This window comes from Flavobacterium sp. 1 (assembly GCF_002797935.1).
GTDB lineage: Bacteria > Bacteroidota > Bacteroidia > Flavobacteriales > Flavobacteriaceae > Flavobacterium.
This window is the reverse complement of record NZ_PGER01000001.1, coordinates 2,387,411-2,402,229: the sequence shown is the minus strand read 5'-3', so window position 1 is coordinate 2,402,229 and position 14,819 is coordinate 2,387,411. Positions and strand designations below refer to the sequence as shown.

At 31.1% G+C, this 14,819-nt stretch carries 11 protein-coding genes and 4 tRNA genes; 13 read left to right on the top strand and 2 right to left on the bottom strand.

Features of this window, described 5'->3' with window-relative positions:
- Positions 1-13 precede the first annotated feature (13 nt).
- The 13 genes from CLU83_RS09510 to CLU83_RS09465 all read left to right on the top strand — a co-directional run bounded on the left by CLU83_RS09510 (position 14) and on the right by CLU83_RS09465 (position 11,643).
- The gene (locus tag CLU83_RS09510; RefSeq protein ID WP_100431384.1) at positions 14-400 is read left to right on the top strand and encodes a hypothetical protein; all 387 of its coding nucleotides are present in this window, start codon (positions 14-16) and stop codon (positions 398-400) included.
- The gene (locus tag CLU83_RS09505) at positions 390-4,706 is read left to right on the top strand and encodes a hypothetical protein (RefSeq protein ID WP_157802055.1); all 4,317 of its coding nucleotides are present in this window, start codon (positions 390-392) and stop codon (positions 4,704-4,706) included. Before CLU83_RS09510 ends, CLU83_RS09505 begins: the two co-directional genes overlap by 11 nt.
- 153 nt (positions 4,707-4,859) lie before the next feature.
- Positions 4,860-5,486, top strand: a complete 627-nt coding sequence (locus CLU83_RS09500; protein WP_100431382.1) for a hypothetical protein — start codon at positions 4,860-4,862, stop codon at positions 5,484-5,486.
- A gap of 600 nt (positions 5,487-6,086) precedes the next feature.
- Positions 6,087-6,233 (top strand): hypothetical protein, encoded by a 147-nt coding sequence (locus CLU83_RS22075; RefSeq protein WP_157802053.1) that lies wholly within the window; start codon positions 6,087-6,089, stop codon positions 6,231-6,233.
- 65 nt (positions 6,234-6,298) lie between these two features.
- Positions 6,299-6,372, top strand: a tRNA-Arg gene (locus tag CLU83_RS09495).
- 22 nt (positions 6,373-6,394) lie between these two features.
- Positions 6,395-6,467 (top strand) — tRNA-Asp (locus CLU83_RS22070).
- Between the two features lie 97 nt (positions 6,468-6,564).
- A tRNA-Tyr gene (locus CLU83_RS22065) sits at positions 6,565-6,648 on the top strand.
- 44 nt (positions 6,649-6,692) lie between these two features.
- Positions 6,693-6,765: transfer RNA gene (locus CLU83_RS09490), tRNA-Leu, on the top strand.
- Positions 6,766-7,474: 709 nt separating this feature from the next.
- Positions 7,475-8,572: a slipin family protein gene (locus tag CLU83_RS09485; RefSeq protein ID WP_100431381.1), complete on the top strand. Its 1,098-nt coding sequence runs from the start codon at positions 7,475-7,477 to the stop codon at positions 8,570-8,572.
- A gap of 39 nt (positions 8,573-8,611) precedes the next feature.
- Positions 8,612-9,157, top strand: coding sequence for a 3'-5' exonuclease (locus CLU83_RS09480; RefSeq protein ID WP_100431380.1), 546 nt, complete (start codon positions 8,612-8,614; stop codon positions 9,155-9,157).
- Between the two features lie 155 nt (positions 9,158-9,312).
- Positions 9,313-9,822, top strand: a complete 510-nt coding sequence (locus CLU83_RS09475) for an IS5 family transposase (protein ID WP_100431379.1) — start codon at positions 9,313-9,315, stop codon at positions 9,820-9,822.
- The gene (locus CLU83_RS22835; protein WP_100431378.1) at positions 9,819-10,073 is read left to right on the top strand and encodes a transposase; all 255 of its coding nucleotides are present in this window, start codon (positions 9,819-9,821) and stop codon (positions 10,071-10,073) included. Before CLU83_RS09475 ends, CLU83_RS22835 begins: the two co-directional genes overlap by 4 nt.
- Positions 10,074-10,311: 238 nt before the next feature.
- A complete protein-coding gene (locus tag CLU83_RS09465; RefSeq protein WP_100431377.1) occupies positions 10,312-11,643 on the top strand; it encodes an ATP-binding protein in 1,332 nt (443 codons plus the stop codon).
- 96 nt (positions 11,644-11,739) lie between these two features.
- On the opposite strand, the gene CLU83_RS09460 is transcribed toward CLU83_RS09465, so the two are convergent.
- The gene (locus CLU83_RS09460) at positions 11,740-12,789 is read right to left on the bottom strand and encodes a proline iminopeptidase-family hydrolase (protein WP_100431376.1); all 1,050 of its coding nucleotides are present in this window, start codon (positions 12,787-12,789) and stop codon (positions 11,740-11,742) included.
- 229 nt (positions 12,790-13,018) lie between these two features.
- Positions 13,019-14,797: a long-chain fatty acid--CoA ligase gene (locus tag CLU83_RS09455; RefSeq protein WP_100431375.1), complete on the bottom strand. Its 1,779-nt coding sequence runs from the start codon at positions 14,795-14,797 to the stop codon at positions 13,019-13,021.
- Positions 14,798-14,819: the final 22 nt, after the last annotated feature.

Here is a 14,819-nt window from a genome sequence, read left to right as displayed (position 1 = left end):
ATTATAAAAAAATATGGAACCAGTTACGATGGCAATTATAACACCTTTTTTAATTGAATTAGGAAAAAAGGGAATAGAAAAATTTACTGAAAAAGGATTCGAGAGTGTTTCTGAAAGCGCAATAAATTGGTTTAAATCTTTATTTTTTAAAGATGATAAACCAAAGAAAGCATTATTAGAACTTCAAAAAGAGCCGGAAAACAAAGAGAAACAAAATATTGCTAAAGCAATTATTGAAAATTCTATTGAAGATAATCCTGAATTCAATAATTATTTAAAAGAACTTATGGAGAAACTTCCAAAGATTGAAAATACGATTTCTAATAGTAAAAATGTAAATACTGGAAATGTAAATACTGGAGGAGGTAATTTCAGAATTGGGGATGATTATGGAAATTAAAAATGTAAACACTGGTAATATTGATACAGGAAGCGGCAATGTACATATTGGTGATAATAAATTTGTTTTTAAAGTTTTATTAAATTCAGACTATCAATCTACAAAAAGTCTAAAAGCGATTCAGCGAACTAAAAAGGTATTAGATAAAATTACAAGTAATATTGCTGGAATTACTTTAAACCGAGATTTGTCAAATATTCCTATTGAGGATTTATTAAATGACAATCAGTTTGTTTTTATCAATGGCGTTGCAGGTTCTGGCAAATCAGTTTATGCAAAACAACTTTTAGAGTCTTTAAATGATACTTGTATAATTTCGTTTGTTGCTGACCAGTTTTTAGAAAGCAGTTTGATAACTACATTAAATAAAGTAAATATTGATGATAGCATTGGAGATGTTTTTAATGAATTTACTGAATTTCCTAAAAAACTTATCTACATTGATAGCTTTGAAAAATTATTAGAAGGTCAAGCAGAAGCATTTCAAGAATTAATATCTGAACTAAAGGAAAATCCAAATATAAAAATTATTGTATCGTGTCGAGATTATGCAATTGAAACACTAAAATTTAAATTTTCTGTTGATAAATGTATAAACATTAACGTACCTGTACTTATTGATAATGAAATAAAATATTTTGTTGAAAATATACCAACATTGCAACAAATCGTGTCAAATCAAAATTTGACAGAAATCTTAAGAGTCCCAAAATATTTGAGTTTGGCTGAAAGGCTTATTCAAAAATCGACAAATGATTTGTCTAAAATAAGTGAGATAACATTCAAGAAAGAACTTTGGGAACATATAATTCAAAACAAAACTGTAACTACTGATTCTATTAATACAAGAAGAGAAATTGCGTTTATAGCTTTGACAGTTAAAAGAGCTAAAGAATTATCTATTTTAACTAATGCGAATGATATAGACCAATTAGCAATTCAACAATTAAGTAATGAAGGTGTGTTATTCGGTGAAAATGGATTTTATGTTCCTTCTCACGATATTTTTGAGGATTGGGGTTTGGTTAAATATTTTGACAAATACAAGATTGAAAATTCTAATACATTAGAATTTTATAAAAATCTAGGAAATGAACCTGCAATTAGACGTGGATTTAGGTTATGGATTGGGAAAGAAATAGAAGAGGCGTCTAATTCAATATATAATTTTATAACAGAAACTATATCAGACAATAATATTGAAAATTATTGGAAAGATGAAGTTCTAACTGCTATTATTAAATCTCCATTTTGCGAAAAATACTTTTTAGAAAATGAAACAAAAATACTCAATGATAATTTCACGCTACTTAAAAAATTCATTCATATTTTAAAAATAAGTGGGAAAGATTCTCAACAAGTAGCAAATACTGATGGTTGGAATGTAATAATGAAATTTTTATTTGAGAAAATAGACTTGCTTAAAGATGTTTACTCTTTAATACTAAAATTAATTTTCGAATGGGAAAATATTCTATATTTCGGTATAATTGAAAACCAAGATACTCCTAAATATGTTGGGAAAATAGTTTTCAAAATATTAAATGATTTTGATGAAGATAGTTCTTGGATGAATTCTGGAGAAAGTAGCTCATTAACTGAAAAAGGAATAAAACTATTATACCAATTATCTGAATACATTCCAGAAGAAGTTAAAATAATTCTAGACGATATTCTAGACGATAGTTTAGATGGCGTAAAGCTAAAAAGGAAAAAGATTAAATTTGCCCTATCTCACTTTTATTCAGGCTCTTTACCTAAAAATTTTCCTGACGAATTGATTTTATTGGCTAATAAAAATTGGAGAAAAAAAGTTGTTAAAAATAAAGAAAATGATTTTTATGATAGTTCTTATGGAATAGAGCAACATTTTGGATTAACTAAAAAACACGATTTTAGTTATTTTCCCCATAGTGCGTATCAAACATTTTTTTACAAACTAATTAAATTTCATCCTTGGAAAGCTTTAGAATTCATAATTGATTTTACAAATTATGTTTCTGAACAATATATTGAATCAACTTTTCTTAAAGATGATGGTTTTGGAAGAAAAAGCGATGAAATTATTGAATTAGAGTTATTGTATGACTCTCAAATATTCAAAATTAAAGGTTCGGATTATTTATGGTCAATTAATAGAGGAGGACAAACAACGGTACCCTATTTATTACAATCCGTTGTTGTAGCTTTAGAAAGATATTTATATGAAATAGGAGGTATTGAATCTGAAAAAATTGATACTATCTTACAAACTTTTTATGATAAAATTTACAAAAAAAGTAATTCCGTTATCTTATTGTCTGTTTTATCAAGTATTACAATGGCTTATCCACAGAAAGTTGGAAATAAACTTTTGCCGTTTTTATCAGACAAATATTTTTTTATTTGGGATCGACACCGACAAATGAATGAATACAATTCGGGAGCATTATTAAATTTACCAAATAGTTCTGCGGAAGGTGATTTATGTGATAAAGAAAGAAAAGATGCACTAGGCTGGCAACACAGAACGAAATATAGTTTAGGATTTCAAAGCTTTATTTTTGAGTATCAAGTTAGGTATGTCGATTTCAGAGATGAGATATTTCAAATGTTTGATATTCTAAAAAGTAAAATAAAGGAAGATGACATATATGGGAAAAAGATTTTAGTAGAAATTGATTTAAGAAATCAAAAGATAGAAAAAATAGAAAATGAAGAAGGAAAAGTTATGTTACAAATTTCTCCAAACTATTCTATTGATAAAAAATTGGAAAATGTAATAATAAAAAATCAAGAGGAAAGTATTATTAGTAATAAAGATTCTTCTTATAGTTTATGGGTTACCAATATTTATCAAAAAAAATCCGAAGAGAATAAAACTTATAAATTTTGGAAAGAGTGTTACAATTATTTAACAGATGGTAACAATTCTTATAGTGATCCAATTATGGTATTTCCAGTTGGTACTTTTGCAGTTTTAGGATTAGAGTCGTTTGATTCGGAATTAAATGAAATAGAATTTGAGTTTTGTATTGAAACAATTATAGATATATCAAACAAAATATTCCAAAAACAGTTAAACGAATATGACTTTGAAAATCCTGATTTTTCGATTAGCATTTATGATTATAATTCAATCTTTACTATTTTACCAAAATTATTAAACTTTAAAGCAAAAATTACTACAAATCAAAAAAACACAATACGAGGATTAATTTACACTTTTTTAAGGGATATGAATGTTCAAAAAGAACATCATCTTAAACTTTTTTATAAATCATTCAAAGAAGTTCTTTGGAAAATAGATTATCAATTTGCTCATAATTGTTTTATAAGTCTAATTCTTTATGCAGAGTTTAATCAAAAATATCCGAGACAAAATCAATATTCAGAAAAACAAATTGAAGAAATTCAATTAGAAGAAAAAGATATTTTAGATTTTGTACAAAACAATAAAGAAGAGTTTGTCTTTTCAAATGTTTCATATTCTAGTCATTCTCAATGGGATTTAGAAAAAGCGTTATTTATTTTCCCAACTAATGAATTGTTTTATTTTTCAAATGATTTTGTTCAAATAATTTTTAAAGCTCAAATTGATTCATACACACTAGATTTGGATGAGTACAGCTCTACTAATTATTACAAAATTGGAAATACAATTAAAGATGTGGTAAACGAATTCCTATTAGAAAATGAATTCACTGAAAATTCTAGACAATTATTCAATCAAATAATAGATGTTAATTTAAATCTTGTTTATGAAAACAGAAAAGTTTATGACATTAAAAAGTATGTAGAAAGTTTAATAGAATCTTTCTATTATAAAGTAGATAGTAACTCAGAAAATGAATTAATTAAAACAAATTTTTGGTTTTATTGGGAGGAATTATATCTTAAAATCAAAAAGAATAATAATTTTTCTCAAGAATTTTTGTTTTATTCAAGTTACTGGAACAGTGATGTGAAAAATTGGAAAGTATTAAAAGATAAATCTGAAAAATATTTGATTAATATTGAAAATTTAAGTTACATAAATATAAAAGCATTAATGCAATTATTATCTAATGTAGGATTTGATTATTTAATGCCGAATGGATTAAAAGTTTTAGTAAAACATTTAAAAGTTGATTCAACTCGTATTGAATATTATTATGGTGAAAAGTTAATAATGAATTGTTTTAAGCAAAAAATTAAAGAAATTAAAGAGGATAGGATTTTGTTAGATGATTTTTTATGGCTTTTAGATTTGATGATTAATCTAGGTTCTTCTAAAGCATATTTAATTAGAGAAAATATTATTCTTTATAAGAGTATAATCAAGTAACTATTTAAAATTCACAAAATCCAATTTCTCAAGTATGAAGTAAATTTCTCGTAAATCGATAAGTAGTTTTGCAGATAAATAATAGTGTAAAGACGAAATAAATCACTAGATTATATTAACATTAAAATCTTTATCTTTGTATCATAAAATTTCATGAAACATGAACTACAAAATATCATTTCAGGAAAGAGCCAAGTTAGGCATGGAGATGCTATCCAAGCAATCACCCGTTACCTTAGAAGAGGCAAGAGCGCAAGCATTACGCTTGAGCCAAGTAAGCAAATCAAAATTGAAGAAGCAAAGAACATAAGGCAATTTTGCGACCAAAATAATTTTTGGTACAATGAAATTGATATCAATGCTTTTGTTTCCAGTGGTGCTGAGCAAAAGGTTTATCTTCACAATGAGTTTACCGTTTTTAAACTTAATGATTCCATATATTATTTATCGTGGGAGGATTATTTTAATAATTTGCTGTTAAATAACTATTTCTTTCCAGATACAGCTTATCAATTAGTTGGATTTTATGAATCTGAGGAAGTTTTGTATGCTGTAGTTGAACAAACATTTATAAAATCTGATGAAGATACAGAATTAGAAATTGTCAAAAAATTTCTAGATGAAAATGGCTTTGTAAACACAAGAAACAACGATTATTTTAATCCTGATTTAGGAATCATTCTTGAGGATTTACACGACGAAAACGTACTGACTTTTGAAAGTAATTTGTATCTCATAGACACTGTTTTTTATATTACTGAACAGTTTTACAAATCATGAATATTAAATAACTTACATTTGCCACCGAAATGAAAATGAAAAACATACATATCAATCTGTTACTAAGACAAAATAATGATCGTTTAGCGGGATATCTTCCGGCTAAAGGGTATGGATGTGGTATGTGTTTTTATAGAATTGAAATGTAATTTGTAGTTTCAAACTCAACATAAATGCAAAAAGCGTCCTGATATCAGGGCGCTTTTTTTGTTTTTGGTACTTTTTACAGATAGAAAATGAAGCTATATTTTGTTCCATTTTGCAAATAAGAAGCTCAATCAGGACTAGAAATAATTTTTAAATGAAAATAATTAAAAAAATAAAGAATCAAATGTTGAATGATTAAACCAAATAGCGAAATATAATCTTGAAAAGTAATCCAATGAGAGACAGTCATTTGATACAATTAAGGATCTGCTGGAGTATGCGGACAGGGATTTTTATGATTTATTTTTAAGCTTAACTATTTGATTATCAATAAAATAAAATTAAAAATGATTTGGATAATTGATTTTTTCGACTTTATCTTTGCCGAAGAAATTAGGAAGTCAGAATTTAGAATTACAGAGACGATATAATTAGACTCAAAAAAATAAGAAGATGAAAATAGTAGATTTACAATACAGACATTCACTAAAAATAGAAAACGATATGGTTACCAAATATAATCAACATAACAGACTAGTTAGCCCGAGATATGATTTCGGAAATACAATACAGGTGCATCAGCATAAGCAGATGGGGTAGTACTATCTCATGCAATATGACAAAGCACCTTCAAAAGAGGTGCTTTTTTTATGCCTTAAAAATAAAATTCTATAGCTCAATTGGATAGAGCGTCAGTTTTCTAAACTGGAGGTTGAAGGTTCGAGCCCTTCTAGGATTGCAAGTGTTCTCTAGAAGGAACTGGCTCATTGGGGTTACTGGCTAACCTTCCCGACTGTCTCTCGGGAGAAACGGGTTCGACTCCCGTATGAGCCGCACATGGTGTTTTTAGTTTATTAGGTAAAACCTCGGACTGTGAATCCGAAGAACAGGGTTCTCCCGATAGCTATCGGGACTGCTTCTTAGACAAATTGGAAATACGCTAAAGCTGGAGAGTTAGGTCGGTCTGTAAAACCGCTGTCTTTTGACTGAGTAGGTTCGAATCCTACTATTTCCACAAATTTCAGGTTTAAATCCTGAGGATTAATTAAATGCAGGAATGCAGGAATGGCGAAATGGCAGACGCGGCTGACTTAGGATCAGTATTTTGAGAGTTCGAGTCTCTCTTCCTGTACAAAATATTGATTGTTTTATTTCTACGCAGAATAACTGCGTACTCTATTTTGAATATTTGTTCAAGAAATAAAACAAGTTCTTTTATAAACTGAAAAATATCAAAGTGATGCTTTGATTTATAATATCAAACAAGTCCAGTTGCGTGTTTCTGTATAGCACCATTGTAGGGAACTTTTCGCGAAAGCGTATTATGTTTTTCTATGCAGCTTGATTTGGAGGTTTTGAAGGTTTTCCAAAAAATCATCACACTCTATGGGTCGTGGGTTCGATTCCCACTCACAGTAATGTGATAGTTCAGTTGGTTAGAACAATAGAAAATTGCAGGTTCGAATCCTGCACCGATTTTGGTTCGGTTGGACGAATGGTATGTCAACAGACTGTAAATCTGTATTCCAGAGCGCATCACTCTTAAAAAGATGCACCACAAAGAAAACTGTTTGGTCTTTGTCAGTGAAACTAGGATTTTAGAATTCGAAATTTCACACTTACGATAAAACCAGTGCGAATAGGAATGTATTTTGAAATACTCTTTTTCTTTTCGGTTTGATTGTTTTAGCACTTTATAGAATCGCTTTCTCAAAAGACAACTGCAAAACAATTGGAGTGAAACAAAAAACTACCGATTCTTCCGTTTTTTCAAAAGGAGAAAGACAGACGGTTTTCTTATTTAAAAAAGAAACAAAAGTTAATTAATAAAAATATAGATTATGTTAAGAAGAGTTACAATCGATGCCTACCAAGTAGGTTTGGTATTCGAAAATAGAAAATTGGTGGATGTAGTAAAAGAAGGAACAAAATGGGTTTTTGGTAATAAACAGGTTATGGTTTACGAAAAAACAGTTTCATTTCAGCCACCATACGAAATTAATGTATTGTTGCAGAATGAAGTATTGGCGTCTATGTTGGAAGTAATTGAAGTAGCCGATAATGAAATTGTTTTGCAATTTGTAAACGGCAATTTCAAGGAAGTTTTAACCGCTGGAACTTATGCTTTTTGGAAAGGTGTGACGAATACTTATTTTTCTAAAATTGATTTTTCTAAGGTTGAAATCACAGAAAAAATTCCAATGTTTTTGTTTGAATCAGCTAAGTTAAGAGTTTATGTAAGAAAGTTTATGGTGTCCAGCAATGATAAAGCGTTGTTGTTTGTAAATGGTGTCTATGTAAAAGAATTGACAGCAGGTACCCACTATTTTTGGAACAACAGCACCACAGTTGAGGTAAAAACGGCTGATATGAGACAACAGCAATTGGAAATCTCAGGTCAGGAATTGTTAACCAAAGACAAAGCAGGATTGAGAATCAATTTTTATGTGAGATACCAAGTTATTGATATTTCGAAAGCATTGGTTGACAACAAAGATTTCGAAAAACAATTGTATGTTTTGATGCAATTGGCTTTGAGGGCTTTTGCGGGAAGCTTGACTTTGGATGAATTGTTGAGTAAGAAAGATACGATTGCTTCGGCAATTTTGGATGAGGTTACTGCTAAAATCAGTGATTTAGGTTTGGCAGTTTCTGATGCCGGAATTCGAGATGTGATTTTGCCAGGCGATATGAAAGAAATCATGAATCAGGTTTTGGTTGCCGAGAAAAAAGCCCAAGCCAACAGCATTATGAGACGTGAAGAAACGGCTTCGACAAGAAGTTTGTTGAACACCGCCAAATTGATGGAGGAAAACGAAATGTTATGGAAATTGAAAGAGATGGAATATGTTGAGAAAATCGCTGATAAAATTGGTGAGATTACTATTTCTGGAGGCGGAAACATCATCGGTCAGTTGAAAGAGATTTTCGTTAAATAGAGCTATTCTTGTAGCTAAAAAATATTAAATTTAAAAAAAATGAAAACTACGGATAAAATTATTATTATCGATTTAGAAGCCACATGCTGGCAAGGTACAGTTCCTGAAGGTCAGGAAAATGAGATTATTGAAATTGGGTTAGCAGTTTTGGATTTGAAAACAGGAGTAATCACTAAAAACAAGGGGATATTGATTAAACCACAACGCTCAGGTGTGAGTCCATTTTGTACGGAATTAACCACTATTACTCAGGATTTATTGGATAAAAATGGAATAAGTTTTGAGGAAGCAATTCAACAACTAGCAGATGAGTACCAGCCAGATTTGTATACTTGGGCAAGTTATGGTCAGTATGATTTGAATATGCTTAAAAAACAATGTAAATCGTTTGGAATGCCTTATCCTATGGGTAATGAGCATATTAATGTGAAAGTATTGTTTGCAGAAAAATTTGGACTGCAAAAACCAACTGGCATGAATGGTGCTTTACATTTATTGAATATTCCATTAGAAGGTACACACCACAGAGGTGTTGATGATGCAAACAATATTGCCAAAATTTTGTATTGGTGTTTACAGAATTAGATAGAAACTGTTTTTTGTATGCTAAGAAAAGCCACGAGTAGTTTTCTATTCGTGGTTTCTTGTTTAATAATTGTCTAGAGTATGTTTTGGAATATTAAATAATTTGTAAAAAAGAAGAATCGGTTTATCTTGTAATTGCGAAAAAACACAGATAAATGAAAACCCACTTTAGTGAATTAACCGATTCTCAATGGCAATTTATAGCTAAAATAATTAACGACCAAAGGAAACGAAAACATAATTTACAAGTTATTGTAAATGCCATTTTTTGGATAAATGCCACAGGTTGTCAGTGGCGTAATTTAGATAGTAAATATCCACCTTGGCAAACTGTATTTTATCATTTTACGCAATTTAAACTACGTGGAATTTGGGAAGAATTACTAGATGCACTAGTAGTTTTTGAGAGAAAACGCCAAGATAGAGAAGCAACGCCTAGTTTGCTAGTAATTGATAGTCAATCTGTTAAAACTGTTCAATTCGTGAGCGAAGAAATAGGAATTGATGGTGGTAAAAAGATTAATGGCAGAAAGCGGACTATTTTGGTAGACAAGCTAGGATTACCTTTGGCAATCAAGGTTACAGGGGCAAATATTTCGGATAATCAAAGCGGAATTTTAGCTATTGATTTATTAAAAGGTAAAGTCTCTAGGTTGAAAAAATAGCAGCAGACAATGGGTATAAAAACACCTTTTGCCAATATGTAGAAGATACTTATAAATGGGAAGTTGAAATAGCACAAAGACCAGAATCAAGTGCAGGATTTATTCCTGAAAAGAATCGCTGGCAGGTAGAGAGAAGCTTTGGATGGCTCAATTTTAGACGAAGATTGTTCCGAGAAGTCGAAAAAACTATACTTTCAGCCGAAGCAATGTTGCAAATTGCTTTTATATCATTTATTATCAATAAAATATGATTCCAAAACATACTCTAGTTATATTCATCCTTTCATAAAACCTCCGCTATCCACATCTCTCAAGAACTGAATTCTCTTGACTGTTGTTTCAGGGAGTAAATAATTATAAAATCCATTTTCGATTTGGATTTTTATCGTTTTAGAGTAATTATTGATTTGGATTTTTGTTATTTTATACTATTTATTGGTTTGGATTTTTATTAAATGGTATATATTTGCTAAATAAAAAAGAGTTAAGATGTATTTAAAAAGAGAGATTGATGCTGAATTAGAACTTTGGATGAAAGATTCTAAAAAAAAACCTTTGATTTTAAGAGGAGCAAGACAAGTGGGGAAATCATCTTTGGTTCGAAACTTAGGTTTAAAGTTCGAATATTTTGTAGAGATAAATTTTGATGAAAATCCAGAATTAGTTGAAGTGTTCAAAAACGGTTTGAATCCTGTTTCTATTTGTGAACAATTATCTGTATTTGCACAAACACCAATAATTGAGAATAAAACGCTGCTTTTTTTTGATGAAATTCAAAGTTGTATTCCAGCAATTTCATCATTGCGGTATTTTTATGAAAAAATGCCAAATCTTCACGTTATAGCAACTGGCTCATTGATAGAATTTGCTTTGTCTGAGATTCCGTCATTTGGCGTTGGCCGTGTTCGGTCTATTTTTGTTTATCCTTTTTCATTTACTGAATTTTTAATAGCAAATAATGAAATGCAATTATTGGAAGTGCTAAAAAAAGCAGGTTGTGAAAAGGAGTTCCCAGAGCTGTATCATAGAAAACTCCAGATGTATTTTAAAAAATTTCTAATTATAGGAGGAATGCCGGAGGTAGTTAAATCGTATATACAAAATGGAGATCTATTGGAGGTGCAAAGAGTTTTAGATGATTTAATTCTATCTATTGAAGCCGATTTTGCTAAATACAAAAACAGAATTTCAAGTAATAGAATTAGAGAAGTTTTTAGTACAATTGTGCAACAAGTAGGAAACAAGTTTAGATATAGTTATCCTAATGCAACACTTAACAATGTTCAAATAAAAGAAATTTTAGAACTTTTAAGATTGGCGGGATTGATATATTTTGTGACACATTCTGCTAGTAACGGAATTCCATTAGGCGCAGAAATAAACTCAAAAATGAGAAAAATTTTAATTTTTGACACTGGAATTTTTCAGAGAATGTTAGGTTTGAATATTTCAAATTTATTATTAGAAGACGAATTCAAAGCAATAAACAGAGGGAATATTGCTGAACTACATGTAGGATTAGAATTGTTTAAAAGTGAATCTTGTTATATAAAAACAGATTTGTATTATTGGCAGCGTGAATCAAAAAATAGCCAAGCCGAAGTAGATTATGTTATTCAAAAAGAAACGGAAATTATCCCAATCGAAGTAAAATCGGGTACAAAAGGAGCTATGCAAAGTATGTATAAGTTCTTGGAGGAAAAGCAATCAAATTATGGTATCAGGACTTCTTTGGAGAATTTTGGAAGCTTGGATAAAATTAAAATAATACCCATATATGCCATAGGACTAAACATTAAAAATAAATTAGCAAACATTTAAAATCGTATATAAATATTGGGAGTTAATTTGTGAATTGACAAATCAAAAGCGTCCCAATTCAGGACATTTTTATATTTCTATCAACATTCAGATTATTCAACCCTTCTTAAATTCCCCATTATCCACATCTCTCAAAAACTGAATCACGCCTTTAAAATAGTTTTTTTGGTCATCATATTGCGAAAGGTGGCTTCCGTTCGGGCAAAATAAAAATCGTCCATTTTGCACTTCACGGGACATCCATTCCATGTGTTTTGGATCCATGGTGTCATGTTTGGCTCCAATGACTAAAGTTGGAACAGTAATAGTTTTGAGTCGGGCAGTGACGTCCCAATCTTTTAAAGTGGCATCTCCTGTAATTCCAAATTCACTCGGCCCCTGCATATACACATATACATTCGCGTTGATGTGCTTGAAAGCTCTGTTTATTGACTCCGGCCATTTTTCAAGAGGCATTCTCAAAATGTGTTCGGTGTAGTAGTATTTAAAAAGCAGTTCGGTGTATTTTGGATTGGTGTAATCTTTGTTTTTTTCAAATGTTTTTATTTGGTCAAAAACAGCTTTTGGAAGTTTTGGACCAAGAACTTCATCGGCATATTTGTTGTAAGCTTTCGCACTGGCCATCATGTTGGAAATAATCAGTCCTTTGAGATTCTTTTGGTATTTCAAGGCGTATTCCATAGCGAGAATTCCGCCCCAGGATTGTCCTAGAACGTAAAAATTGGTATTGTCGCAGCCTAATGCTTTTCGAACCTGTTCTACTTCTTCAACAAATCGTTCGTTTGTCCACAGGCTGTTGTCATTCGGCTGATCGCTGTAATAAGAACCTAACTGGTCATAGTAGATGTATTCAATGCTTTCGTTCGGGAAATAGCCGTCAAATGACTCATAAAGCTCGTGCGTGAGACCGGGACCTCCGTGAAGCAATAACACTTTAATGGTTGGATTGTTTCCCATGGTTTTTGTCCAAACTTTGAAAGTTCCTTTGGGAGTGGTTATCGGAATCATTTTGATACCGCCGGTAAACTGATCGTCTCTTTTGGAGAAATCCAGATAATTTGCTTTGATGGCATCCTCGGTTTTTTCTTTACAGCCCACAATTAAAAACAGGCTGATGAATAGGATAAGGTTGATTTTGAGTTTCATAAGTGGATTTTTTTTAACGGCTAGTTTTCATACAGTGTTTTTTTTCTCGCAAAGGCGCAAAGACGCAAAGAAAACGGTTTTAAACTTTGCGTCTTTGCGAGGGACTGATTCATTAAAATCTTTGCATGAAGCTCTTTTCTAATTAATAGTGAAGATAAGAAGTTTTTAAATACAAAAAGTCCCGATAATGAATATCAGGACTTTAAGGTTTTAATTATAAAGAGAGCTATCAAGAATGACTGTATATTTTGGCATAAAGATCTTTATAGATTTCTTTGATGATTTTTCGTTTTAATTTTAAAGTAGGAGTAAGGTGTCCGCCATTTATTGACCAAACGTCTGGTGTTAATTCGAAACGTTTGATTTGTTCCCAATTACCAAATTTAGTGTTTAAATGATCAATTTCTTCTTGAATACGGGCAATTACTTTTGGATTGGAAATGATTTCCTCATTGGTTTTTCCAGCATCAATTCCGTGTAGTTTAGCCCATTCTTTTACAAATTCAAAGCTAGGCTGTATGAATGCGCCAGGCATTTTTTCGCCATCGCCAATAACCATAATCTGTTCAATGAAACGAGATTGCTTCATGGTATTTTCGATAAGCTGCGGAGCAATATATTTTCCTCCCGAAGTTTTGAACATTTCTTTCTTTCTGTCGGTAATCGATAAAAATCCATCTTTATCAACGTTTCCAATATCTCCCGTATGAAAGTAACCATCAATTATGGCTTCGGCAGTTTTTTCTGGATCTTTGTAATATCCCATCATTACATTGGGACCTTTGCAGAGAATTTCGCCGTCTTCGGCAATTTTTACTTCAACATTATTAATGATTTTTCCGGCAGTTCCTATTTTAAAGCCTTTGTTTCTAAAATCATTTACAGATATTACTGGTGAAGTTTCAGATAATCCGTATCCTTCCATAATGTATATTTCTGCTGCTGCAAAAATTCTGGCTAATCTTGGCTGCAGTGCTGCACTTCCGTTTACAATTAAATCTAATTTTCCGCCTAAACCTGTTTTCCATTTACTGAAAATTAGTTTTCTGGCTAGTTTTAACTGCAGTTCATACCAAAATCCATTAACGCCGTAAGGTTCGTATTTTAAACCTACTTGAACAGCCCAAAAGAAAAGCTTCTTTTTGATTCCAGTAAGCTCAGTGCCTTTGGCAATAATTTTTTCGTAAACTTTCTCAATAAGTCTTGGAACACCAGTCATTACCGATGGTCTTACTTCTTTAATATTATCGGATATTTTTTCGATGGATTCGCCAAAATAAATGGAACATCCATAAAACTGATAAATATAAGTTACCATTCGTTCATAAATATGACAAATAGGCAAGAAGCTCAAAGCACGGCTTACACCTGGATCAAAAGGGATTCTGTCGGCACTGTCCAAAACATTTGAGACAATATTTTTATGAGATAACATAACTCCTTTTGGTCTTCCTGTTGTTCCCGAGGTATAAATGATTGTCGCTAAATCTTCTGGATTTACATTGTTTTTTCGATTTTCAACATCAGCTTGGTTGCTGGTGTCTTCGCCTAGCTGTAATATTTCATTCCAGTTTTTGCATCCTTCTATTTTATTAAAAGAATAAATCTCTTTCAGTGAAGGTACATTGGCTCTTATATTGTTTACTTTATTGGATACTTCGATATCCGAAACGAATACGTACATCGCTTCCGAATGATTTAGAATATACTCATAATCTTCCTCGGTGATAGTTGGGTATATGGGAACGTTTTGTGCACCAGTCTGTAAAACACCAGTATCAATGATATGCCACTCCGTTCTATTATTGCTGGAAATGATTGCGACCTTATCATTTTTTTGAATGCCCATTCTTAGCAATGCCCTAGAAACAGCATTGGCCTTGTCGATATATTCTTGGGTTGATGTTTTCACCCAAAGACCATCTTGCTTTGTTACTAAAGCATCTGGTTTGTTGTAATTTTCAAGCTGGTAGTATGGAAAATCAAAGAGACGGGTAATCGTTATCATTAGGTGATTATTAAATTGTATC